This window comes from Streptomyces sp. S07_1.15, from assembly GCF_020739505.1.
Taxonomy (GTDB): domain Bacteria; phylum Actinomycetota; class Actinomycetes; order Streptomycetales; family Streptomycetaceae; genus Streptomyces; species Streptomyces xinghaiensis.
In genome coordinates this window covers 5,431,793-5,454,263 of sequence record NZ_JAJBZK010000001.1, presented here as the reverse complement: position 1 = coordinate 5,454,263, position 22,471 = coordinate 5,431,793, and the positions used below count along the sequence as shown (strand labels likewise).

Here is a 22,471-nt window from a genome sequence, read left to right as displayed (position 1 = left end):
GGCATGATCGGCGGTCTGGCCATCCTCGCCGTCCTGCTGTGGCAGCTGGGCACCGGCGCCTTCCTGGACGGCGTGCGGCGGCTCGACGGCACCACGCTGCTGGCCGCGCTCGGCCTGGGCCTGCTGACCACCGTGTTCAGTGCCTGGCGCTGGTGTCTGGTGGCCCGGGGCCTGGGCATCCGGCTGAAGCTGGGCCGCGCGGTCGCCGACTACTACCGCTCGCTGTTCCTCAACGCGGCGCTGCCCGGCGGTGTCCTGGGCGATGTGCACCGCGCGGTGCGGCACGGGCGCAGCTCCGGCGACGTCGGCCGGGGCGTCCGCGCGGTCGTCCTCGAACGGTGCGCCGGGCAGGGTGTGCTGGTGGCGGTGGGCGTGGCGCTGCTGATCGCGCAACCGTCCGCGGCCCTGGCGGAGGCGGGGCGGTCCGCCTGGCGCGTGGTCACGGCGCCGGGCGTCCTGCCGGCGCTCTCCGCGGCCGGTGCGGCGGTCCTGCTGCTCGTCCTCCGGCGGCGTCTGCGGCCGGGCCGCGCCCCGGAGGGGAACCCGGACGGGGCTTCCGCCGCGAGGCCGGGCGGCGGCTCCCGCTGGGCCCGCGCCCTGCGCACCATGCTGACCGAGGCACGCCTCGGACTGCTGGCCCGCCGCAGCTGGCCGGGCGTGGTGGTCTCGTCGGCCGTCGTCCTGGCCGGCTATCTGGGCATGTTCCTGCTGGCGGCCCGGGCCGCCGGAGCGACGGCCCCGGCGGCCGAGCTGCTGCCCCTGATGGTGCTGGCGCTGCTCGCGATGGCGCTACCGCTGAACGTCGCCGGCTGGGGTCCCCGTGAGGGTGTCACCGCGTGGGCGTTCGGTGCCGCGGGCCTGGGCGCCGCCCAGGGGCTGACCGTCGCCGTCGTCTACGGACTGCTGTCCTTCGCCGCGAGCCTGCCCGGTGTCGGTGTGCTGCTGGCCCAGTGGTGCGCCGGACTGCGGCGCCCGCAGGTCGAGTTCGAAGAGGGTGTCCTCGCCGAGGACGGCTCGCCGGACCGGCGGGCGGAGCGCGTCGCGCATCAGCTCCGGGCCGGTGAAGCGGAGCCCCGGGACGCCGTCCCCGAGGAGGACCGGCGCCACGGTCACGTAGAGCCGGTGCAGCGCCCCCTCGTGGAGGAAGCGCGACACGGTGACGCCGCCGCCCTCGACGAGGACGCGGCCGAGCCCGCGCCGCGCGAGCTCGTGCACCAGGCGGCGGGGGGCGAACGCGGCGCTGTCCGGGAGGACGAGCACGTCCGTCCGGCCGTCACCGTCCGCGCCGCCGGGCTCGCCGCGCCGCCCGTGCTCGCCGTCGCCGGCGCCCACCACCCACAGGGTCGGCGCCTCGCCGTCGCGGAACACCCGGAGCCCCGGCGGCACGCGGCGGTGCGGATCGAGGACGACGCGTACCGGGTTGGTGCCCGCGCAGGCGCGGACCGTCAGCCGGGGATCGTCCGCGGCGGCGGTGCCGGCGCCGACGACCACCGCGTCGGCGAGCGCGCGCAGGCGGTGCAGATGCTCCCGGTCCTCCTCGCCGGTGACGTAGTCGGCGTCGCCGGTGCGGCTGGCGATGAACCCGTCCAGGCTCTGCCCCAGTTGCGCGAAGGTGAAGCGGGGACCGGCGAGGCAGAGGGACAGATAGCGCTCGGCGAGAAGGGCCGCCCCGGGCGAGGCGTGCGGCCAGCGGCGCCGGCCGTCCGCGTCCGCGACGAGTCCGGCGGCTTCGGCGTCCGCCTCGCTCCGGACCCCGCACAACCGCTCCCAGGCCTCTGATGCGCCGAGCACACCCGCACCCTGCTCTCCGCCGCGCTCCGCGCCGCGGCCCGCGCCCCCCGCGTTCACAGCGCCCCCCGCCCGGCGCCGTCACCGGACCGGGGTCCGGACCGGTCCGGCTCCGGCCGCGGGGGCTCCGGAACCCGTTCCGCCGTACCCAGCACGGAAAGGTATTCCCCGAAGGAATCCACCAGCCCGGCCAGCAATTGCTTCCCTTTCTCCGCCGAAGCCATTGAGGGCCGGCCGATCACACCGGAACCGGTGTAAGGCCGCATACCGAGAGTGAGCAAATGCTGACGGTCGTCGGAGAGCCAATCAGAAGTCTCATATCCGGGGCGCACGAGCTCCGGATGAGCGTGCAGCAGGATGGAGGTCTCCACTTCGCCCGCGTGCATATCGCTGCGCGAGGAGGTCACCACACCCGCCCGCTCGCGTGCGGCGTCCCAGTCGCCCGAGCCGGGGAAAAGTGCCATACGGGTACCGCTGCCGGCGGACTCCTGAACGACGTTGCGCAGCACATAGTTTCCGCCGTGCCCATTGACAAGGACGAGATTTGTGACCCCGGAACGGCGGAGGGATTCCGCGATGTCCTTCACGACGGCGTAGAGCGTGGCGGCGGAAATGCTCACCGTCCCGGGCCAGTCGGCGTGCTCGTGCGAGCAGGAGACCGTCACCGGCGGCAGCAGCCGTACCGGGTGCGCGGCCGCGATCTCCCCCGCGACGGCACAGGCCACCACCGTGTCCGTGACCAGCGGAAGAAAGCGGCCGTGCTGCTCGAAACTCCCGATGGGGAGCACGGCGACGGCGGCTCCGCGGCTCCCCACGTCCTCCGTCGTGTCCAGCGGCAACAGCCCCGAAGCCGGCAGCCCCGTCCCCGAACCACTCATGTTTCCCGGCCCTTTCAGTATTTCTCCGACACCACACGGCCGCGGCGGAACCCGGTCCGGGACGGACCCGGAGCACACGGAACACGCACCGCGCGCCGTCAACGCGAGCAGCCTACGCGGAAATCACGATCTCAACGACCGAACGTGACGAACAACAAAACCAGTTGATACTTTCTCACCGTTTCCGATTCCACCGCCAGGGTCTTACCGATAGGATCGAGCCATGACAGACAGTGATGTCGCACTCCGCGACAGTGCTCTCGCTCCAGGTGTCGAACGCGTGGCACACGTCCGGCTTTCCACCGAGCACGGCGAATTCCTCGCCGTCGGCTACCTGGACCGCATTCGCGGCGACGAACAAATAGCGCTGGTATACGGCGATATCGAGGGTGAGGGCGCCCTCACCCGCCTGCATTCGGAGTGCCTGACCGGAGACGCCTTCGGTTCGAAGCACTGCGAGTGCGGGGACCAGCTCTCCGCCGCGCTCCGCGCCATCGTGGCCGAGGGCAGGGGCGTCCTGATCTACCTCCAGGGCCACGAGGGCCGCGGCATCGGCCTGCTGGCCAAGCTCAAGGCGATGGCCCTGCAGGCGGAGGGCCTCGACACCGTGGAGGCGAACCTCGCCCTCGGTCTCCCGGCCGACGCCCGCGACTACCGGGTGGCGGCGGAGATGCTGCACGATCTGGGGGTGCGCTCCGTCCGCCTGATGTCCAACAACCCCCTCAAGCGCGACGCCCTGCTCCGCCACGGCATCAGGATCGCCGAGCAGGTCCCGCTGCTGATCCCGCCGCGCGAGGAGAACCTGGCGTACCTGGTCACCAAGCGCGAACGCTTCGGGCACCACCTCCCCCACCTGGACCTGGACCGCGCGGCCGCTCCCCAGCCCTGACCGCCGGCCCACGCCCCCGCCCGTCCCCCGGTTCGTCCCCCGGGCGCCTCACCCGAGCCCGCCCACCCGCACGCACGCGACGGCGCCACGCCGCGAGTCCGGTGCCCCGTGTCTCCGTGCCACGGGCCACACGTCACCCCGCGGCGTCCGCCGGCCACTCGGCCGGGTGAATTCCCCGTGCGAGGGCTGGTGGCCCCGCGCGCACCCCCGCAGTGTGGGACGGAGTGCCCGGCCAGTACGACGACTCCGAGGGGCCCCCGTGACCGCATACGCCAAGCTCCGCCCGCTCACCGCAGTACGGCAGGCCGACGTGGGGCAGACCTTCCACCGGCTGGCCGACCTGCTGAGCGAGAGCGGCGAACAGGCCATCGTCCGCTTCACCCTCCTCGCCCCCGCCGGAACCGGCGGGACCGGCCCGGGCGGCGCGGACCGCGCCGCGTCCGGGAGCGGAGTGGACCGGCAGTGGACGCTGGTCCCGGCCAAGCGCAAGTACCGGGTGGTGGAGGGCGGCGCGGTGCCCGGCCCGCCCGATGTCGAACTCGTCACCCGCGAGGCCGTCTGGTGGGAGATCGCCGACGGCCGTCTGTCGCCGCTCGACGCCTTCACCGGGGGCCGGCTGCGCGTGCTGGGCGACGCCGACCTGGCCGCCCGTCTGCTGCGGAAGGCATCCGGCGGCACGGGCGTCTCCATGGTCTGCGGGGAGTGAGGCGGAGATGGCCGTCGTGGACACAGTGGGCCGGGTGGAGGAGCTCAAGCTCTCCGACGGCTTCGGGTTCGTGAACATCCGGCGGGAGGAGGGCACTCCGGCCAACGAACTGCTGATCATCTGGTTCGGTGACCGGTCCGAGGGCCCCGTCGCCCTCTTCACCACCGAGCTGTCCCTGGCCCTGGCCCGGGGCCTGCGCGTCAAACTCCTGCACGGCGACGACAGCGCCTACATCACCCGCGTCACCGTGCAGGCGCCCCCGTGATCCCCGGAGAGCGCGAGGAGGGCGGCGCCCGGAGCGAGGGGCCGCCGGACGGCCCCATCGCCCACGACCACCGCATCGACGTGGTCAAGGAGCGGTTCGCCACCCGCCTCATGACCTACCCCAACGTCACGGGAGTGGGCGTCGGCCTGCGGATGCGGGCCGGCCGGCGCCTGTCCGAGCCGTGCGTCCGCGTCTTCGTGCGCCGCAAGGTGCCCGAGGCCGAACTCCGCGCCTCGGATGTCCTGCCCCGCGAACTGGAGGGCGTCACCGTCGATGTCGTGGAGGGCGAGTTCACCCTCCTCCGCAACGGCGCCCCGCCGCTGCCCCCGGAGCGCAGGAGGGCCCGCCACTTCCCCTTCGCCGTCCCCGGGACGAGCGTCGCGGGTCTGCGCGTCACGGCCGGCACGCTGGGCGCGGCGGTGTACGACGCGACCGGCGGGGGCTCGCAGCTCCTGCTCAGCAATTGGCATGTGCTGTGCGGGGTGCCGGACTGCGCCGCCGGCGAGGAGATCGTCCAGCCGGGCCCGTTCGACGGCGGCACGGCGCCCCGGGACACCGTCGCCCGCCTGCTCCGGTACGCCGACACCGACCGGGTGGACGCCGCCGTGGCCGTCCTCGACGGCAACCGCTTCCTGTCCGACGCCATCGCGGGCATCGGGCTGGTCAGCGGCGTCGGCGCGGCGGGGCTGGGGATGCGGGCCCGGAAGTCGGGGCGCACCACGGGCGTCACCGGCGGGATCATCGACGCGGTCGGTCTCGATGTGACGGTCGGCGGCCGGCTGTTCCGCGGGCAGTTCACCGTGGCGTCCGAGGACGGCGCCCCGGTCGTCGCGGGCGGCGACTCGGGGAGCCTGACGGTCGACGACCGCAACCGCGCGGTGGGCCTGCTCTTCGCCGGCCGCACCGACGGCGCCTACTGGATCGCCAACCCCATCGCCGACGTCATCGCCGCCCTGGGCATCCGCTTCACCCCGGAACCGCTGCCCCTGGACGCCGCCGTGCTCCTGACGGCCGCGGACTCCTGAGCGGACCGGAGCGAACGGCGGCGGCTTTCGGGCCCTGGGCCCTCGTACCGGCCGGCTCGTCAGGCCGCGAGGGCCACGGAGACCAGGAGCAGGAGCGAGCTGACGATCTCCACCAGGCCGAGCTGCAGCGGAGTCATCCGGCGGCGCGGCAGCCCCGCGGCACGGACCAGGTACCAGCCGAACGCCACGGCGTACACCGGGGCGATCCAGACCGCCACCGCCGGCGCGGCCGCGTGGAAGGCGGTGGAGGCGGCGAACATCGCCGTGTTCTCCCGCTCGCGGATGCAGCTCTTGACGAACAGGACGGTCCCGGCGAGGTAGAGCAGGACGACGGTGAACGTCCCGCCGACGTCCCACGGGGACCCGCCCGCGACACTCGCCACGACGGGGAGGATCAGCGTCGCGGCCGCCGCGGAGACCAGCCCGTTCACCAGGGCGCGGTCGTCACGGCGGGAGGCGAAGAAGCCGTTGACCGCGAGCGCCAGGGCGAACACGGGCGCGTAGAGGAGGAGTTGGGGGCGCGCGGCGAGGACGACGGCCCCGGCGGCCAGGGTCGTCAGCCCGTAGGCGAGGAGCTGGTCGCGGTAGCGGGCGGGCCGGCGCGTCTTCACGGCGAGCAGGGCGAAGTACGACAGCAGGTAGCCGCCGATCCACGCGACGAGCAGCGGCAGGTCCGGCCAGGCGAACCCGGCGGACAGCAGCCCGGCCAGGTACGGCAGGAGCAGCATCGCCCACGCGCCGTGCTGCGGCGGCACCCACTGCCCGCGCTTCTTGCTCCGGGGCCGGCCACGCGCCGGGGCGGACGCCGGCGCGGACGTCCCGGCCGGGGACAGCCCAGAGCTGTGCGGCGTCGGCCTGCCCGGCCTCGCCCCGTCCGGCTCTGCCGTCTTCGGCACCGTCGTGGAGGCCCCGTCCCGGGCCGCGCCCACCGGGGCGGACCTCGCCGGGGCCGTCCCCGCCGGGCTCCCCGTCCGTCCGGTCCGGACGCCACCGGCCGGCCTACCCATCGTGCGCATCGCGTTCCCTCCCGTCCACGGGTGCCGTGGCGAGACGGTCCACCAGGCCGGTCAGCACCCGCTCGGCCTGCTCCGGGTCGAAGTCCTCGCCGAGCCGCTTGCGCACCCCGTCGTCGCTGAGGAGGTGGTGCACGGTGGGCGTCACCCCGTGCCGGGCCAGGCAGTTACGGGCGCATTGCAGCACACAGCCGTCGATGGCGATGACGGGGCGCCCGCTCGTGGCCTTCCGCACCAGACTCGGCACGTCACCGCCGACACCCGCGATGCAGGACATCTCGGCGATCCCGCGCCGGTCGAGCTGAACGGCGAGCCAGTTCGTCATCTGGGCGGCGCTGGAGCATCCGGAACAGGAGTACACCAGTGGCAGATCGCGTCGGCGGTTCACCGGGACCGTCTCTCCTCGCTACTCGTCCTCACCACTCCCCCACCTGCGCGACCGTAGCCCGCGCCCCGGCCCGGCACATGGGTCTTCCGGACCCATTCCCCGGCAGGGAGTCCCACCCGCCCGGCGGGGACCGGAGCCGCCCGGCCCACCCGGCACCCGGCACCCGGATGGTGCCCACATACCGGAAAGTAGATGGGCACACCACCGATCTTCCCTAGGCTTCGGCCATGACGAGCCCAGCAGCCCAGCTCCCCGCCCTCGCCCGCCGTGCCGCCGCGGTCGGCTCGTCGCCCGTGCGCGACATCCTCGCGCTCACCGCCCGGCCCGAAGTGATCTCGTTCGCGGGCGGACTGCCCGCGCCGGAGCTCTTCGACGCCGAAGGGCTGCGGGCCGCGTACGACCGCGTCCTGGCCGAGGCGCCGCGGCGCGTCCTGCAGTACTCGACGACCGAGGGCGACCCGGCGCTGCGCGCGGCGGTCGCGGCCCGGCTCGGAGTCCGCGGCCTGCCGACCGGTCCGGACGACCTGCTGATCACGGCGGGTTCCCAGCAGGCGCTGACGCTCCTCGCGACGACACTGCTGGAGCCCGGGGACACCGTGCTCGTCGAGGACCCCACCTACCTGGCGGCGCTGCAGTGCTTCGCCCTCGCGGGCGCGCGGGTGGTGCCCGTGCCCTCCGACGAGGACGGCGCCGACCCGGACGCGTTGGAGGAGCTGGTGGCCCGCGAGCGGCCGAAGCTGCTCTACCTCGTCCCCACCTTCCAGAACCCCACCGGCCGCACGCTGCCCGCCGAGCGCCGGCAGGCCGTCGCCGGCACCGCGCGGCGCCACGGCCTGTGGATCGTGGAGGACGACCCGTACGGCGAACTGCGGTTCGAGGGCAGCCCCGTGCCGTGGATCGCGTCCCTCGGCGCGGCCGCCGACCGCACCGTCCTGCTCGGCAGCTTCTCCAAGATCATGGCCCCGGGCCTCCGGCTCGGCTGGCTCCGTGCCCCCGCGGCACTGCGCCGCGCCTGCGTGATCGCCAAGCAGGCCCTCGATCTGCACTCCTCCACCATCGACCAGGCGGCCGCGGCGCGTTACCTGGCCGACGCCGACCTGGACGCCCATCTGGCGCGTGTCCGCGCCGCCTACCGCACCCGCCGCGACGCTCTGCTCGACGGGCTGCCCGCCGCCCTTCCGGACGGCAGCCGCTGGAACCGTCCCGACGGCGGCATGTTCCTCTGGGTCCGGCTCCCCGACGGCCACGACGCCACGGCCCTGCTCCGCGAAGCCGTGACCCACGACGTGGCCTACGTCCCCGGCGCCCCGTTCCACGCGGGCCCGCCGGACCCGGCGACGCTGCGCATGTCGTTCACGACCCACACCCCGGAGGAGATCGGCGAGGGGCTGCTGCGCCTCGCCAAAGTCTTCCGCTGAGACTCCGCGGTGTGGCAGGGGCAGGGGCGATGGCCCGGGGTACAGGGGCGGTGCCCGGGAAATGTGTCGCGCCCGGGGGCAGACGAACCGTACCGTCGCCCGGATGAAGCTGCTCTCCGTCAATGTCGGCAAGCCCGGCCCCAACCCCTGGAAGAGGCTCAGCGCGACCGGAATCGACAAGCGGCCCGCCGAGGGCCCGGTCGCCGTCGCCGCCCCCGGCCCCAAGGGCACCGGCGCGGTCGGCCTGGCCGGCGACCGGGTCTACGACGTGAAGCACCACGGCGGCCCCGACCAGGCCGTCTACGCCTATGCCCGCGAGGATCTCGACGGCTGGGAGGCCGAGTTCGGCAGGCCGCTCGCGAACGGTGTCTTCGGGGAGAACCTCACGACCGCCGGCCTGGACGTCAACGGCGCGCTGATCGGCGAGCGTTGGCGCATCGGGCGGGACGTCGTCCTGGAGGTGTCGTGCCCCCGGATCCCGTGCGCGACATTCCAGGGATGGCTGGAGCGCGACGGCTGGATCCGGCGGTTCACCGAGGCCGCGCTGCCGGGTGCGTATCTCCGTGTCATCAAGCCGGGGGACATCCGCGCCGGCGATCCGATGGAGATCGTGCACCGTCCCGGCCACCAGGTGAGCGTCGCGCTCGTCTTCCGCGCGGTGACACGCGAACCGGAACTGCTGCCACTGTTGCCGGCCGCCGACGCACTGCCGGAGGAGCTCAAGGACCTGGCCGGCAGGCGCACGACCGCATAGGTCGCGGACAGCCGCCGCCGGAAGAGGAGGCCCCGGCTGCTAGAGGATCCCCCGCTCGCCGGCCCGGGCCAGCGCCTCGATCCGGTTGCGCGCGCCCAGCTTCTCCAGGGTCCGCTGGAGATAGGTCTTGACCGTGTTGCGGGTCAGCCCGAGGGCGTCGGCGATCTCCGGGTTGGTCTCGCCCATCGCCACCCTGCGCAGGATCTCGTACTCGCGGCGGGTCAGTCCGCTCTTCTTGAGACGGCCGGCCAGCAGGACCTCCATGAGGCGGTCGGGGCTGGTCCGCACGACCCGTTCACCGGCGTTGACCCGGCGGATGATGTCCACGAGGTCGGACCGTTCGGCGTCCTTGACGACGACGGCGTGCGCCCCGGCCTCCAGCGCGTCCTCCAGCGCGGCGTGCTCCGGATAGGCGGTGAAGATCACCACTTTGACGCCGGGGACACGGGAGCGCAGTTCGCGGATCACCTCGGGGGCGAGCATGTCGGGCAGGCGCAGGTCGAGCAGGACGACGTCCGGCTTCAGCCGCCCGACCTCGACGACCGCCTCGCGTCCGGAGCCGGCGTAGCCGGAGACGGTGATCCAGGAGGTGCTGCCCAGGACGAGGGCGACCCCGTCGCGGACGATCGGGTGGTCGTCCACGACGAGCACCCGGACAGTGGGTCCGCTCACGCCGGCACCCACGCCTGGACGGTGACGCCGCCGTCCTCGTTGCGGCCGAAGCGGGCCCGGCCGCCGAGCCGCTCCAGGCGTTCCGACATCGTGGAGAGCCCGAGGCCGCCGGAGCTCCGTCCGTCCCGCGGCAACCCGGTGCCGTCGTCGGCGATGGTCACGCACACGCCCCCGGACAGCGTGAAGACGCTGACCACGACGGAGCGGGCCCGCGCGTGCTTCTCGACGTTGAGCAGCGCCTCCCGGGTGGCGTCGGCCAGCGCCTTGATCTGCGCGGAGGACAGGCCGGGCACCTCGGTCACGGTGATGAGCCGGGCGATGATCCCGGTGCGCTCCTGGAAGGCACGGCAGTCACCGCGCAGCGTGACGCCGAGGGCGACCTGCTCCGGCGGCGCGCTCAGCATGTCGAGGGAGCCGCGCAGCGCGGCGGTGGCCTGGAGGGCTTGTTCCTCCAGGTCGCTGAGGCGGGCGTGCCGGGCGTCCTCCGCCGGGAGCTCGTCGACGAGGGTGCGGATGCCGGCGCCGATGGAGAACAGCATGGCCCCCACGGTGTCGTGGAGCTCCAGGGCGAGCCGGCGCCGTTCCTCGTGGACCGCCACCTCCGCCGCGTGGCGGGCCCGCTCCGCGACCACGGCGGCGGCCGCGGCCCGGCTGGCGGCCTGCTGGAGGGCCTCCGCCGTCCGGTCGCCGAACGGGGCGGTCTCCCGGTTGGCCCCGTAGAGGACGCCCAGCAGGCGGCCCTCGTGGGACACCGGCACGGCGATCATGGCGCCCAGGCCCTCCGTCTCGGCCTGGGCGTTGAAGTGGTGGGTGATGGTGTCGGAGTGGCGGTAGTCGCTGACCCACAGCGGGCGGCGCCGGATCATGACCTGTCCGCCGAGGCCGCAGCCCGCCGGGACGACCAGGCCGTTCACGGCGGGTGTCCGCGTGTTCACGCAGTGGCCCAGCACGATCCGGTCGTCGCCCTCGGGCTCGCCCACCCAGGCCACGTCGACGCCGCTGAACTCGGGCACGTCGTCGGCGATCCGGCGCATCGCGAGCGACTGGTCGAGCAGCGCGAGGACCTGGCCGTAGCCCTCGGTGAGCTCGAACAGAAGATCCGATGACGGCGGATTCCGCTTGCTGACTGCCACATTTTTCATGCTAAGTCGCTCCCCGTGGAACGGACCAGGAGCGAGCGCCGCCCTCTCCTCCGTTCACGACATCGTCACCCGGAGACCCGCCGGGAGACATCTCCGGATGGAGACCTCCGAAGTCAGACCTCTCCCTGGAGCTACGCGGTCGCGGGCCCGGAACGCAGGATCACGCCACTCACCACGGCGGACGCGACGCCGTCGGCACCTCTTCGACACCACCGACCCAAGGATTCCCACGGACATGTCCCCTCCCCTCGTCACCAGCACCATGCAGGACGTCCCGCTGCTGATCCGCAGGCTGCTGGAGAACGGCATGAACCTGCACGGCAGCAGCGAGGTGATCACTGCCACCGCCACTGCCACCGGTACCGGCACCAGGAGCGCCACGTACGCGCAGGTGGGCCGGGACTCGGCCCGGCTCGCCCACGCCCTGTCCGGTCTCGGCGTGCAGGAGGGCGACCGGGTCGCCACCTTCATGTGGAACAACCAGGAGCACCTGGAGGCGTATCTCGCCGTGCCCGCCATGGGCGCCGTGATCCACCCCCTGAACATCCGCCTCTTCCCCGAGCAGCTCACGTATATCGCCAACCACGCCGAGGACACCGTCGTCATCGTCGACGCCTCGCTGCTGCCGGTCTTCGCCCCGCTGCTGCCGGAGATGCGCACCGTGCGGCATGTCGTCGTCAACGGCGAGGGGGACACCTCGGCCCTGTCCGGCGCCGGAGTGACCGTGCACCACTACACGCGGCTGCTGGAGGGCCTGCCCGAGACCTATGACTGGCCGGACCTGGACGAGAGCCGGGCGGCGGGCATGTGCTACACGTCCGGCACCACGGGTCACCCCAAGGGCGTCGTCTACAGCCACCGGTCGCTGTACCTGCACTCCCTGGGCATCAGCCTGCCCGACACCATGGACATCTCCGGCCGGGACCGCCTCCTGGTCATCGTCCCGCAGTTCCACGCCCAGGCCTGGGGCCTGCCGTACGCGGCGTTCCTGACCGGTGCCTCGCTCGCCATGCCGGACCGGTTCCTGGCCCCCGCACCCCTCGCGGAGTTCATCGCCGCCTCCCGGCCGAACAAGGGAGCCGGTGTGCCCACGGTGTGGCAGGGCCTGGCCACGCACGTCCAGCAGCACCCCGAGGCCGACATCTCCAGCATGGAGGAGGCCGTCGTGGGCGGTTCCTCCTGCCCGCCCTCGCTGATGCGCACCTACGAGGAGGAGCTGGGCATCCGGCTGCTGCACGCCTGGGGCATGACCGAGGTGTCGCCGCTGGGCGCGCTGGCCCGTGAGCCGGCGGGGGCCGAGGGCGAGGACGCCTGGCGCCACCGGCTCAGCCAGGGCCGCTTCCCGGCTCCGGTGGAGGCGCGGCTCATCGGCCTGGGCGGATCCGAGCTGCCCTGGGACGGGAAGAGCGTCGGTGAGCTGGAGGTCCGCGGCCCGTGGGTCACGGGTTCGTACTACCTCGACGACGACCCGGAGAAGTTCCACGACGGCTGGCTGCGCACCGGCGATGTGGGAACGATCACCCCGGACGGCTTCCTCACCCTCACCGACCGGGTCAAGGACGTGATCAAGTCCGGCGGGGAGTGGATCTCCTCCGTCGAGCTGGAGAACCACCTCATGGCGCACCCCGACGTGGCCGAGGCCGCCGTGGTCGGCGTCCCCGACGACAAGTGGGGCGAGCGCCCGCTGGCCACGGTGGTGCTCCGGGAGGGCGGCACCGCCGGGTACGAGGAGCTGCGCGCCTTCCTCGCCGGGAAGGTCGCGGCGTGGCAGCTCCCGGAGCGCTGGGTCGTGCTCGAGGAGGTGCCGAAGACCTCGGTGGGCAAGTTCGACAAGAAGGAGCTGCGCAGGCGGTACGCGGACGGTGTGCTGAAGGCGGACCTCGTCGGCTCGCACAAGGAGCCGCGCCCGGCCGCCGCCGGTACCGCCGCGTCCCAGGGCAGAGAGGCGTGACGGCCGCCTTTCCGCCGCCCCACGGCGGCGGGTCCGGCAGCGGGAGCGGGAGCGGCGCGGAGGACTGGCGCGGCGGCGCGTCCGGACCGGGTGGCGGGACCTACGGCGGCGCGTCCGGACCGGGCGGCGGACCCCGCGGCGGCGGTTACGGCCCGGGCGCCGAGTACGGCCCCGGCGGCTTCGGCCCGGCCGACGCGTTCGCCCCCGGGGGCGGGGCGGGCCGCCAGGGCCGCCCGTCGGTGTACGAGCAGCTCCGGGCCGATCCCCGGATGGCCCGGCTGCGGGCCGCCCGCCGGCGCCCGCTGTTCCGGGTGACCGGTACCGTCACGGGCCTCTACCTGCTCACCGCGCTGCTGGCGAACCACGCGCGCGATCTGATGGGCGCGCAGGTCGCCGGACCGCTCAACGTGGGCCTCCTCCTCGGTCTGGCCCAGTGCGCCACCACCGTCTGGGCCGCCCTCTGGTACGCCCGGTACGCCCGGACCGAGCTCGACCCGGACGCCGACCGGCTGCGCGTCGTCCACCAGGGACAGGGGAACACCCGGTGACCGATCCACTGAACCTGGCGGACTCCGGCTCCTTTCCCGTCCTGACCGTCTTCGCGACCTTCGTGTCCTGCGCGCTGTTCCTGGCGATCTGGGTGACGACGGACCGGGTCACCCCGGGCGACTTCTACGTCAGCGACGGCCGGCTCACCCCGGCCAGGAACGGCATCGCCCTCTTCGGCGACTACATGTCGGCGGCGACCCTGCTCGGCACGCCCGGCCTGGTCGCCCTGACCGGGTACGACGGCCTTCCGTACCTGCTGGGGCCGATCGTCGCCTGGATCCTGATCGCCCTGCTGATCGCCGAACCGTTCCACAGCACGGGGCGGTTCACGATCGGCGACAGCCTGGCCCGGCGGCTGCGGCCACGCCGGGTGCACCGGGCGGCGGGTGCCGCCACCGTCACCGTCTGCCTGGTCTACCTGGTCGCCCAGCTCGTCGGCGCCGGGGCGCTGGCCGCGCCGATCCTGGGCCTGTCCGGGCCCGGGGCGCGGCAGATCGTGGTCGCCGTGCTCGGCCTGCTCATGGTCACGTACGTGGTGATCGGCGGGATGCGGGCGACCACCGTCGTACAACTCGTGAAGGCCGTACTGCTGCTGGGCGGCGGCGGGCTGCTGGCCCTGCTCGTCATGGCGGAGGTCGGCTGGAATCCCAACGGCCTGCTGCGCCGGGCCGCCCAGCACAGCGGCCTGGGGGCGGACTTCCTGGCCCCCGGCGTGCGGTACGGGGACAACGGCGTGAGCAAACTCGACGCGCTGAGCCTGCAGTTGGCGGTCGTGCTGGGGGCCGCGGGGCTGCCGCACCTGCTGATGCGGCTCGGAGCCGTGCCGACGGCACGCGCGGCCCGCGGCTCGGTCCAGTGGGCGACTCTGCTGACCTGCGCCTTCTGCCTGATGGCGGGGCTCATCGGGTTCGGCGCGGTGGCGCTGCTGGGGCGGAACGCCGTCACGGCCGACAGCGCCTCGGGCAATTCGGCCACGCTGCTGCTGGCCGAGTTCCTCGGCGGTCCCTTCCTGCTCACCCTGATCACCTGCGTCGCCTTCACCACCATCCTGGCCGTGGTCGCCGGCGTGGTGCTGGCCGCCGCGACCGCGGTGGCGCACGACCTCTATCAGGTGGGCATGCGCGGCGGAAAGGCGTCGGAGAAGAGCGAACTGCTGGTGGCCAGAACGGCGGTGGTGCTGATCGGCCTCGCCGCCACCGGCCTGTCGTTGTTCGCGCAGGGTCTGAACATCACCTTCCTGGTGGGCCTCGCCTTCGCCATCGCCGCGTCCGCGATCCTGCCCGCCCTGCTGTACGGCCTGTACTGGAAGGGCTTCACCACGAAGGGCGCGCTGTGCAGCATCTACGGCGGCCTGGCCTCCTCCGTGCTGCTGGTGGTGTTCTCCCCTGCCCTGTCGGGTGCCCCGGCCTCGCTGCTGCCGGACGCGGACTTCGCGGTCTTCCCCATCAGCAACCCCGGGGTGATCTCGATACCGCTCGGCTTCCTGCTGGGCTGGCTCGGGTCGGTCCTCGACGCCCGCGAACGGGGCGGCGCGGACTTCACCGAGGCGGAGGTCCGCATCCTGACGGGCGCCGGGGCGGGCCCGGTCGACGGCGGCGCGTAGCGCCGGGCGGACGGCCCACACGGGCCCCGTGCGCCGGCCCCGGTCCCTGAGGGGGGACCGGGGCCGGCGCGTTGCTCACCGGGTCACGCCGGCCGGGACGCGCCGTCCACCGCGGCGAAGTGCGCGGCGAGATGCTCGTTGGCGAGCTCCGGCTGCTCCAGGGCCACCGAGTGGCCGGCCCGCGGCACCACGACGCAGCGGCCGTCCGGCGCCGTCTCCGCGATCCGCTCGGAGAGCGGCGGCGGGTAGGCGTGGTCCTCCTCGCCCGCGACGGCGAGGACCGGCACCCGCGCCCGGCTCAGCTCGTCCAGCACGCTCTCGCGGTACACCACCGCGTGCGCGGCGTCCCCGATGGACGGGGGGAGCCGCTCGATGTACGTGCGCCAGTGCTCGCGCAGCTCCTTCTTCTCCGGGTCGGCCAGCGTCGCGTCACCGAGCATGACGTACATGACCGCGTCCACGACCTTCCGCGTGCCGTTGGCCCGCAGCTCCTGGACGAGCGGGTCGAATTCGGCGACCTTGTGCTCCTCCTCCGCCGAGGATCCCAGCGCGGCCGCGGAGCGTACGAGGTCGGGGCGGCGGGCCGCCAGCCGGAGGGCGATGAAGCCGCCGAGGGAGTTCCCGACGAAGTGGCAGGGGCCGGCGCCGAGCGCCTCGATGAGCGCTGCCGCGTCCTCGGACAGGGTCTCCATGCCGAGGGACTCGGCGGCGGACGGCGCGCTCCCGCCCTGTCCGCGGTGGTCGTAGGTGATGACGCGGTACTCCCGGGAGAAGCGCTCCACCTGGTGGCGGAACATCGTCCGGTCGAAGAAGAGGGAATGGCTGAGGACGAGGGCGGTGGCGTCGCGCGGGCCGACGTCGTCGTAGGCGAGCGTGGTGCCGTTGACGGAGAGGGTGGGCATGACAGGGCCTTCTTTCGCTCGGGATGTGCACGGTGGTGTGGGAGGTGGACGAACAGGGGCTGACACGGGGGGCTGACACAGGGGTCGCGGCGCGGCACACGCGGATGCCGGACGGCCCGGGCGGGGTACGGGCCGGGACAGGGGGCGGGAGAGCGGGCCCCGCGGCCGGGGCGGAGAGTGCGCGCGTCGGTCGGGGCCGGCACGGGGAGCGGGCCCGGCGGGAGAACGGTGAACGGGGACGGGGACGGGAGCCGTGTCCACGGCCGCCACGGCGTCTCCGTGCCGCGGTGCCCGCCGAGCGGGGAAACGCCCTCACCGGCCGGGGCGCATCCCCGCCGGCTCCACGGGCGGCGGGGCCGCACGGCACCGGCCGCCGGAGACCCACCCGGCGCCGCGGTAGGGACCGCTCCCGTTACGGGCCGTCCGCCCGGACGGCGACCACCCGCACCGCCGGATGCCATCGGCTCCGACGGCCTCCGGCCCGTCCCGAGGGCTGCGCGTCAGCGCCCCGCCGGACCCGCAGGCCGGCCGGAACGGGCCGGGCCGACCGGACGGATCGGACTGACCGAACCCCCCGGACCCACCGGACCCACCGGTCCCGCAGGTTCGACCGGTCCGGCCGGACCGGCCGGACCGGCCGGACCGACGGAAACCGCGGAACCGCCAGGACCCGTCCGCGCCGCCGGCCCGCCCGGCAGTCCGGCCAGCAACCGCCGCGCCTCCAGGGCGAGATGGATCTCGCTGGCGCCCACCGGGTCGGTCGGGGACCGGCCGGTGAGTTCCTGTACGCGGCGCAGCCGGTGGGTGACGGTGTTGCGGTGGCAGAACATCCGGGCGGCCGTCTCGGTGGAGGAGCCGCCGACGGCGAACCACTGGGCCAGGGTCTCCAGCAGCACGTCCCGCTCGTGCGCGGGCAGTTCCAGAACCGGGCTCAGCACCTCCCGTACGGCGTGCTCGGCCGAGTCGGGGGCGCTGACGACCATCAGCCCGACCGGGGAGTCGCCGTACGAGGCCACCTCCCGGGTGCCGGGCGGGACGCAGGCGCAGGCCAGGCGTGCCTGGCGGAGCGCGGCGGGCGCGTGTTCCAGTCCGTGGAAGAGGGCGCTCACCCCGACCCGTCCGGTGCCGTGCCGCCGGAAGAGCCCGGTGACCTCGGGCAGGGCCCGCGGCGAGCCCAGGGAGAGCAGCCCCACCAGGGCTTCGCCCTCCGTCCGCCAGACCGAGGCGACGCCGAGGGCGCGCAGAGTACCCTCCGCTCCGCCGGCTCCGCCCGGTCCCTCCGCGCCGTGCGGCGGCCGGCCGCCGGGCAGGCGGCGGAGGCCGGGCCCGGTGGCCGCCGGCGGCACCTTCTCGCAGCTCACCACGGCGAAGACGCCACGGGGCGGCAGGCGCAGCGCCTCGGCGCACTCCCACAGGTGCGCGCCCTCGTCCAGCCGGCCGTCGAGGAGCGCCGCCAGGAGCAGGCTCCGCACCTGGCGGTCGCAGTGGGCCCGCTCCGCCATGGTCTCGCGGTACGCGCCGGTCACAGCGTCGGTGAAGGCATCGCTGACCGTCCACACCGCCGAGGCCGCGTACGGCACCTCCCGCGGGACGGAGTCGCCCGCCTCGTTGAGCACGCATTCCCACAGGAAGCGGCCGGCGAGCCGGTAGGCGTGGGTGACCGCCGACAGCGGCACGCCGCGCTCGGCCTTGAAGCGGCCGGTGTCCCGGGGGACCCGCAGGTCCAGGGTGTCCCGGCCGAGTTGGGTGATCATGGAGTGCAGGTTCTCGGCGCAGGCCGTACGGAGCTCGCCGTACGGGACGGGTACGCCTTCGTGGTAGGCCTCCTCCTCGACCGCGATGCGGTCGGCGAGCAGGTCGGCGAACCGGTCGACCCCCGGCAGCAGGACGTCGGCCAGCCGGTGCACTCCTGAGTCGTGGGAGATCACGGTCATGGGGGCTCCCCCGGCGTCGGGCCGTGGCCCGGTTCCGGAGGCCGGGCCACTTGCAGGGTAACCACGGGTGCCGGTGGTGGCGAGAGGCCGTGCGATCACCGGTCCCCGCCGGGCCGCGTGGGCGGCCCCGCGAGCCGGGGAGGGAGGCGGCGTCACGCCGGGTCGACCAGACGCACGGAACGGACAGGACCGGGGGAACCGGCGGGCTGCGCCTGGGGCACCGTACGGACCACGCGCACCGCCGCGTCGTCCGCGTCGGCGGACGCGGCCGCACCGGCCGGGCCCGCGGTCCCGCGGATCAGATCCGCCGCCCGCTCCGCGATCATGATGGTGGGGGCGTTGGTGTTGCCCCGGACGACCGTCGGCATGACGGAGGCGTCGGCGACCCGCAGTCCCGTCACCCCGTGCACGCGCAGCTCCGGGTCCACGACCGGCCCGATCGCGCAGGTGCCGGCGGGGTGGTACAGCGTCTGCAGCTCGCGCCGGGCGTAGGCGAGGAGGTCGTCGTCGCCGCAGCCGGGGTCGGGGGCCAGGAAGTCCGCCCGGTGGTGCGCCCGCATCGCGGGCCGCCCGGCGATGTCCATGACGAGCCTCAGCGCGCGGACCGCCGTCGCCCGGTCCTCCTCCGTGGCCAGGTAGTTGTGCAGGATGCGCACCTTCGCGCTGGGAAGGGCCGAACGCAGCGTGACCTTGCCGCGGCTGGTGGGGGCGAGCAGCACGGCGCCGATGTGGAAGCCGTGGTCGGTGATCGCCCCCAGGCCCTCCTGGTGGAACATCGCGGGGACGGCGTGGATCTGCACATCCGGGGCGTCGAGTCCGCCGGTGGTGCGGAAGAAGCCGCCGCCCTCGCCGACGTTCGAGGTCAGCGGGCCGCGTCCCTCGGTCTCCAGCAGCCGCACGTTGTCCGGCGTCTCGGCGCTCAGCAGGGAGTCGGTGTCGGTGAGGTGGACGACGGCCAGGTGCGCGTGGTCCTGGAGGTTCTCGCCCACCGGCAGGTCGGCCCGGGAGGTGATCCCGTGGGCGGTGAGCTCGCCGGCGGGGCCGATGCCGGAGAGCATGAGGAGCTGCGGCGAGTTGTAGGCGCCGGCGCAGAGGACGACCTCCCGCGCGCACCGCAGTTCCTCGGTGGCGCCGCCGCGGTCGATCTCGACACCGGCGGCCCGGTCCCCGTCGAAGAGGACCCGGTTGCACTGGACACCGGTGAGCACCTCCAGGTTGGGCCGGTCCAGGGCGGGGCGCAGATAGGCGGCGGCGGTGCTGCACCGCAGGCCGCCCCGCTGGGTCAGTTCGTAGTAGCCGACGCCGTCCTGCTCGGGGCCGTTGAAGTCGGGGTTGAACGGGTGCCCGGCCTCCTGCGCCGCGGTGACGAACGCGTCGATCAGCGGGTGCCGTGAGCGGCCCGGGTTGACCGGCAGGGGCCCGCCCGCGCCGTGCCACTGCGACGGGCCGGCGTGGTGGTCCTCGGCGCGCAGGAAGTACGGCAGGACGTCCTCCCATCCCCAGCCGTCGGCCCCGGCGGCCGCCCAGGCGTCGTAGTCCCGCCGGTTGCCGCGGACGTAGATCATCGCGTTCATGGAGGACGAGCCGCCGAGCATCCGGCCGCGCGGCAGATAGCGGCGGCGGTTCTCCAGCCCCGGCTCGGGCTCGGTCAGGTAGTCCCAGTCGTACTTGGTGCGGAACAGCTTCCCGAAAGCCGCCGGGATGTGGATCTCCTGGGCATCGTCCGGCCCGCCGGCCTCCAGCAGCAGCACGCGCGCGTCCGGGTCCTCGCTGAGCCGCGCGGCGAGCACACAGCCGGCCGATCCCGCACCCACGATGATGAAGTCGTACATTGTGCGTCCTCTCTCTGCGGCTGCCGCGTGACGGCCGCCCACCGGCACCTACCGGGCCACCGCCGTCCCCCGGCGGCCCGGTAGATGCCTGCTCGATGCGACCGGGGCCCTCGGTGGGCCCCCGGTCGGATGGTCCGCCGGCCATGGCGCCGGCGTGCGTCCCAGGGCTCCGGTTGCGGTCCGGACCGTGTGGCCGCCGTACATCCGGGGTGTGCCCCGGCGTGCGTGGGGACATCGCGCTCCCGGTGGGCGCCGGAGCGCTCCCCGGGTGTCAGAGCTGGATGGCCTTGGTCTCCAGGAACTCCTCGAAGCCCATCCGCCCGGCCTCACGGCCCACACCCGACTGCTTGTAACCGCCGAAAGGCGCCAAGGGGTTGAAGGCTCCGCCGTTGACGTCGACCATGCCGGCCCGGATCCGGCGGGCGACCGACTTCGCCCGCTCGGGGTCGCCCGACCACACGCCTCCGGCCAGGCCGTAGGGCGTGTCGTTGGCGATGGCGACGGCCTCCTCCTCGGTGTCGTAGGGGATGAGCGACAACACGGGACCGAATATCTCTTCCCGGGCGATGGTCATGTCATTGCTGACATCGCTGAACACCGTGGGCGCGACGAAGTAGCCGGGGCCGTCCTGCGGGGCGTCGGGCCCGCCGGTGAGCAGCGTGGCGCCCTCGGCGATACCGGCGGCGATGTAGTCCCGTACCCGCTTGAGCTGGGCGTCATTGGCCATCGGGCCGATCTGCGTCTCCTCCGCCTGCGGGTCGCCCACGTGGTAGCCGCTCGCGACCTCGGCGGCGATCCGTCCGGCCTCGTCGAGCTTGGCGCGCGGGACGAGCATGCGGGTGAGGGCGATGCAGGTCTGCCCGGAGTTGAGGTAGCACTTGGCGACGCCGTCGGTGACCGCGGCCCGCAGATCGGCGTCGTCGAGGATGATGTTGGGCGACTTGCCGCCGAGTTCCAGCGCCACCTTCTTCACCGTGTCGGCCGCGAGCGCCGCGACCCGGCGGCCGGCGCGGGTCGACCCGGTGAACGACACCATCGACACCTCGGGGTGGGCCACCAGGGCCTCGCCGACGACCGGCCCGTACCCGGTCACCACGTTGAGCACGCCGGCGGGCAGCCCGACCTCCTCGGCGATCTCGGCCAGCAGCAGCGCGGAGAGCGGCGCGACCTCGGAGGGCTTGAGGACGACGGTGCAGCCGGCGGCCAGGGCGAGCGCCACCTTGAGGGAGACCTGGTGGAGCGGGAAGTTCCACGGGGTGATGCATCCGACCACGCCCACGGGCTCCCGCACGACCTGCGAGTTGCCGACCTCCTCCGGTCCGTAGTCGAAACCGGACGCCAGGTCGGCCGCCTGGCCGAAGGTGAACGCGGGCAGCCCGGCCTGGAGCACCCTGCTCTCCTGTACGGGGGTGCCGACCTCACTGGCCACGAGCCGCGCGATCTCCTCGCCCCGCGCCTCCAGTACCTGCTGGATCCGGACCAGGTGCGCGGCGCGCACCGACGGGGAGGTCTGGGACCAGGTCTCGAACGCCTGGGCGGCGGCCCGCACGGCGCGGTCCACGTCCTCGGCGGTGCCGGCCGGTACCGAGCCGATCACCTGCTCGTCGGCGGGATTGACCACATCGATCGTCTCGGTGCTCCCGGACGGGGTCCACTCCCCGCCGATGAAATGCTTGGTGTACGACGTCATGGCCCGGGCTCCTGCTCAGAAGGTTTCGGCGGAATGTTCCGGGCAGTCTGCGGGAGCCGCCGCGGCGCGGTCGATGGAGCGGGGAAGCCGGATCGGGGCGCCGGATTGTGCATGTGCACGGTGAGGGCGGGGCGGGCTCGCCGGGGGCGGATACGGCTCCGGTCCCGCCGCCCGCGCATACGGCGCGACACGTGATCCGCAGGGCGGGATTCGAAGGTGCGCCGCAGAGCATCACGGCCTTCGGCACGACGGCCCGGACCACGGGCCGGCAGCACCCGCTGATGCCGGAAAGGGATGTCGAAGACCCCCGGCCGTGATCGGCCGGGGGTCTTCTGGCTGGTGGGTGCGGACGGGTTCGAAGCGCCGCGTCACGCCGCCCGGGCTTGGCACCCGTCGCAGAGCGGTCCGCGCCTGCCATCAGCGGTTTCGGGGCATTGGGCCGGCCCGAGGACGCTCGCACCCGAACGCGCGGCCCGATCGGCCGTGGCCCGCCGCTCGATCCGGCACGGATCCGGCATCCGCCGGCCGCCCCGACCGCCGTATCGCCGCACCCGTCACGCATGACCTCACGCATGACCTATGGGACGGGCGGTCGCGTTACATGGCCTGGCGTTCCCTTTCCCGACGGAAGTCGTGCACGTCGGCGGTGAGGGTGCCCTCCTGCTGCTCGTAGTGGGAGAGCGCCAGCCCGACGCCGAAGAAGGTGGGGGCCCATTCGCCGACGAAGATGCCCCACCGGTCGGCGCGGTCGAGTCCGAGTCCCTGTTCTGCCTTGAGTGACGCGGCCCAGGCGGCAATGGAGAGGCCGATGGACAGGAAGCCTGCGGTGTACGCGTGTTCGCTGCGCAGGCCCTTCTCGTGCAGCTTCTGGATCATCGTGGGTCTCCCTGGTCTCCGGGATAGGGAACTCCCACCACTGTCACCCAGCCGTCGGACACTCGCATCCGGACGGACGACCCGAGAAGATCCCCTGAACGGCTTTGCCGTTGAAGCGAGCCCTTGTGCGGCTTCAGCAGGCCGGCGCAGCGGCTTCGGGAGGGAACTGCCACGGGCGGGGAACGGTCGCCTCCGC

Annotated in this window: 19 protein-coding genes and 2 pseudogenes; 10 read left to right on the top strand and 11 right to left on the bottom strand. The window is 73.8% G+C overall.

The features are described 5' to 3' along the window. Window positions 1-3 precede the first annotated feature (3 nt). A pseudogene (locus tag LIX60_RS23375) lies at window positions 4-969 on the top strand (lysylphosphatidylglycerol synthase domain-containing protein); the annotation flags it as partial. Between the two features lie 168 nt (window positions 970-1,137). Here the strand turns inward: LIX60_RS23375 and LIX60_RS23370 are convergent. Next, a pseudogene (locus tag LIX60_RS23370) lies at window positions 1,138-1,791 on the bottom strand (RibD family protein); the annotation flags it as partial. Between the two features lie 53 nt (window positions 1,792-1,844). Next, complete coding sequence (locus tag LIX60_RS23365; RefSeq protein ID WP_227960280.1) at window positions 1,845-2,666, bottom strand: creatininase family protein; 822 nt, start codon at window positions 2,664-2,666, stop codon at window positions 1,845-1,847. Window positions 2,667-2,889: 223 nt separating this feature from the next. Between LIX60_RS23365 and ribA the strand changes: the two genes are divergently transcribed. The 4 genes from ribA to LIX60_RS23345 all read left to right on the top strand — a co-directional run bounded on the left by ribA (window position 2,890) and on the right by LIX60_RS23345 (window position 5,551). Then, on the top strand, window positions 2,890-3,555 hold the full coding sequence (ribA, locus tag LIX60_RS23360) for a GTP cyclohydrolase II (protein ID WP_125626919.1): 666 nt from the start codon (window positions 2,890-2,892) through the stop codon (window positions 3,553-3,555). Window positions 3,556-3,814: 259 nt separating this feature from the next. Further along, window positions 3,815-4,261 carry an SCP2 sterol-binding domain-containing protein gene (locus tag LIX60_RS31810; protein ID WP_227960278.1) on the top strand — a complete coding sequence of 149 codons (447 nt, stop codon included), beginning with the start codon at window positions 3,815-3,817 and terminating at the stop codon, window positions 4,259-4,261. 7 nt (window positions 4,262-4,268) lie between these two features. After that, the gene (locus LIX60_RS23350; protein WP_227960276.1) at window positions 4,269-4,526 is read left to right on the top strand and encodes a hypothetical protein; all 258 of its coding nucleotides are present in this window, start codon (window positions 4,269-4,271) and stop codon (window positions 4,524-4,526) included. Further along, complete coding sequence (locus LIX60_RS23345) at window positions 4,523-5,551, top strand: S1 family peptidase (protein WP_227960274.1); 1,029 nt, start codon at window positions 4,523-4,525, stop codon at window positions 5,549-5,551. The genes LIX60_RS23350 and LIX60_RS23345 overlap by 4 nt, the downstream gene beginning before the upstream one ends. A gap of 59 nt (window positions 5,552-5,610) precedes the next feature. On the opposite strand, the gene LIX60_RS23340 is transcribed toward LIX60_RS23345, so the two are convergent. Beyond that, window positions 5,611-6,306: a YwiC-like family protein gene (locus LIX60_RS23340; protein WP_227960269.1), complete on the bottom strand. Its 696-nt coding sequence runs from the start codon at window positions 6,304-6,306 to the stop codon at window positions 5,611-5,613. A gap of 244 nt (window positions 6,307-6,550) precedes the next feature. Continuing rightward, window positions 6,551-6,952 carry a putative zinc-binding protein gene (locus LIX60_RS23335; protein WP_227960267.1) on the bottom strand — a complete coding sequence of 134 codons (402 nt, stop codon included), beginning with the start codon at window positions 6,950-6,952 and terminating at the stop codon, window positions 6,551-6,553. 227 nt (window positions 6,953-7,179) lie between these two features. Here LIX60_RS23335 and LIX60_RS23330 point away from each other — a divergent pair, with 227 nt between their 5' ends. Together LIX60_RS23330 and LIX60_RS23325 are read left to right on the top strand one after the other, a co-directional pair. Beyond that, window positions 7,180-8,370 (top strand): PLP-dependent aminotransferase family protein, encoded by a 1,191-nt coding sequence (locus LIX60_RS23330; protein WP_227960266.1) that lies wholly within the window; start codon window positions 7,180-7,182, stop codon window positions 8,368-8,370. Window positions 8,371-8,473: 103 nt separating this feature from the next. After that, window positions 8,474-9,124, top strand: a complete 651-nt coding sequence (locus LIX60_RS23325; protein ID WP_227960264.1) for an MOSC domain-containing protein — start codon at window positions 8,474-8,476, stop codon at window positions 9,122-9,124. Between the two features lie 39 nt (window positions 9,125-9,163). On the opposite strand, the gene LIX60_RS31805 is transcribed toward LIX60_RS23325, so the two are convergent. Both LIX60_RS31805 and LIX60_RS23315 read right to left on the bottom strand, forming a co-directional pair. Next, window positions 9,164-9,796 carry a response regulator transcription factor gene (locus LIX60_RS31805; protein ID WP_227960263.1) on the bottom strand — a complete coding sequence of 211 codons (633 nt, stop codon included), beginning with the start codon at window positions 9,794-9,796 and terminating at the stop codon, window positions 9,164-9,166. Then, window positions 9,793-10,929 (bottom strand): GAF domain-containing protein, encoded by a 1,137-nt coding sequence (locus LIX60_RS23315; protein ID WP_227960261.1) that lies wholly within the window; start codon window positions 10,927-10,929, stop codon window positions 9,793-9,795. The genes LIX60_RS31805 and LIX60_RS23315 overlap by 4 nt, the downstream gene beginning before the upstream one ends. A 244-nt stretch (window positions 10,930-11,173) precedes the next feature. On the opposite strand from LIX60_RS23315, the gene LIX60_RS23310 reads away from it, so the two are divergent. Genes LIX60_RS23310 through LIX60_RS23300 form a run of 3 tightly spaced genes read left to right on the top strand, consistent with a single transcriptional unit; the run spans window position 11,174 to window position 15,041 of the window. Continuing rightward, entirely contained in the window at window positions 11,174-12,889 is a 1,716-nt protein-coding gene (locus LIX60_RS23310) for a long-chain fatty acid--CoA ligase (RefSeq protein ID WP_227960259.1), read from the top strand. Beyond that, on the top strand, window positions 12,886-13,437 hold the full coding sequence (locus tag LIX60_RS31800; RefSeq protein ID WP_227960258.1) for a DUF485 domain-containing protein: 552 nt from the start codon (window positions 12,886-12,888) through the stop codon (window positions 13,435-13,437). The genes LIX60_RS23310 and LIX60_RS31800 overlap by 4 nt, the downstream gene beginning before the upstream one ends. Further along, entirely contained in the window at window positions 13,434-15,041 is a 1,608-nt protein-coding gene (locus LIX60_RS23300; RefSeq protein WP_227960255.1) for a cation acetate symporter, read from the top strand. Before LIX60_RS31800 ends, LIX60_RS23300 begins: the two co-directional genes overlap by 4 nt. Window positions 15,042-15,124: 83 nt before the next feature. Here the strand turns inward: LIX60_RS23300 and LIX60_RS23295 are convergent, their stop codons facing one another. The 5 genes from LIX60_RS23295 to LIX60_RS23275 form a co-directional block, all read right to left on the bottom strand. Continuing rightward, window positions 15,125-15,943, bottom strand: coding sequence for an alpha/beta fold hydrolase (locus LIX60_RS23295; protein WP_227960254.1), 819 nt, complete (start codon window positions 15,941-15,943; stop codon window positions 15,125-15,127). A 500-nt stretch (window positions 15,944-16,443) separates the two neighbouring features. After that, complete coding sequence (locus LIX60_RS31540) at window positions 16,444-17,877, bottom strand: CdaR family transcriptional regulator (RefSeq protein ID WP_265584913.1); 1,434 nt, start codon at window positions 17,875-17,877, stop codon at window positions 16,444-16,446. A 152-nt stretch (window positions 17,878-18,029) separates the two neighbouring features. Then, window positions 18,030-19,709 carry a GMC family oxidoreductase gene (locus tag LIX60_RS23285; RefSeq protein WP_227960251.1) on the bottom strand — a complete coding sequence of 560 codons (1,680 nt, stop codon included), beginning with the start codon at window positions 19,707-19,709 and terminating at the stop codon, window positions 18,030-18,032. 271 nt (window positions 19,710-19,980) lie between these two features. Next, complete coding sequence (locus tag LIX60_RS23280) at window positions 19,981-21,399, bottom strand: aldehyde dehydrogenase family protein (RefSeq protein WP_227960249.1); 1,419 nt, start codon at window positions 21,397-21,399, stop codon at window positions 19,981-19,983. A 597-nt stretch (window positions 21,400-21,996) separates the two neighbouring features. Then, on the bottom strand, window positions 21,997-22,275 hold the full coding sequence (locus LIX60_RS23275) for a hypothetical protein (protein WP_125624026.1): 279 nt from the start codon (window positions 22,273-22,275) through the stop codon (window positions 21,997-21,999). Window positions 22,276-22,471: the final 196 nt, after the last annotated feature.

What these genes read in the sequence shown, in the direction of transcription:
- LIX60_RS23365 (WP_227960280.1), bottom strand. Translation starts at nt 2,666, where the DNA reads ATGAGTGGTTCGGGGACGGGGCTGCCGGCTTCGGGGCTGTTGCCGCTG.
- ribA (WP_125626919.1), top strand. Translation starts at nt 2,890, where the DNA reads ATGACAGACAGTGATGTCGCACTCCGCGACAGTGCTCTCGCTCCAGGT.
- LIX60_RS23350 (WP_227960276.1), top strand. Translation starts at nt 4,269, where the DNA reads ATGGCCGTCGTGGACACAGTGGGCCGGGTGGAGGAGCTCAAGCTCTCC.
- LIX60_RS23330 (WP_227960266.1), top strand. Translation starts at nt 7,180, where the DNA reads ATGACGAGCCCAGCAGCCCAGCTCCCCGCCCTCGCCCGCCGTGCCGCC.
- LIX60_RS23325 (WP_227960264.1), top strand. Translation starts at nt 8,474, where the DNA reads ATGAAGCTGCTCTCCGTCAATGTCGGCAAGCCCGGCCCCAACCCCTGG.
- LIX60_RS23310 (WP_227960259.1), top strand. Translation starts at nt 11,174, where the DNA reads ATGTCCCCTCCCCTCGTCACCAGCACCATGCAGGACGTCCCGCTGCTG.
- LIX60_RS23295 (WP_227960254.1), bottom strand. Translation starts at nt 15,943, where the DNA reads ATGCCCACCCTCTCCGTCAACGGCACCACGCTCGCCTACGACGACGTC.
- LIX60_RS31540 (WP_265584913.1), bottom strand. Translation starts at nt 17,877, where the DNA reads ATGACCGTGATCTCCCACGACTCAGGAGTGCACCGGCTGGCCGACGTC.
- LIX60_RS23285 (WP_227960251.1), bottom strand. Translation starts at nt 19,709, where the DNA reads ATGTACGACTTCATCATCGTGGGTGCGGGATCGGCCGGCTGTGTGCTC.
- LIX60_RS23280 (WP_227960249.1), bottom strand. Translation starts at nt 21,399, where the DNA reads ATGACGTCGTACACCAAGCATTTCATCGGCGGGGAGTGGACCCCGTCC.
- LIX60_RS23275 (WP_125624026.1), bottom strand. Translation starts at nt 22,275, where the DNA reads ATGATCCAGAAGCTGCACGAGAAGGGCCTGCGCAGCGAACACGCGTAC.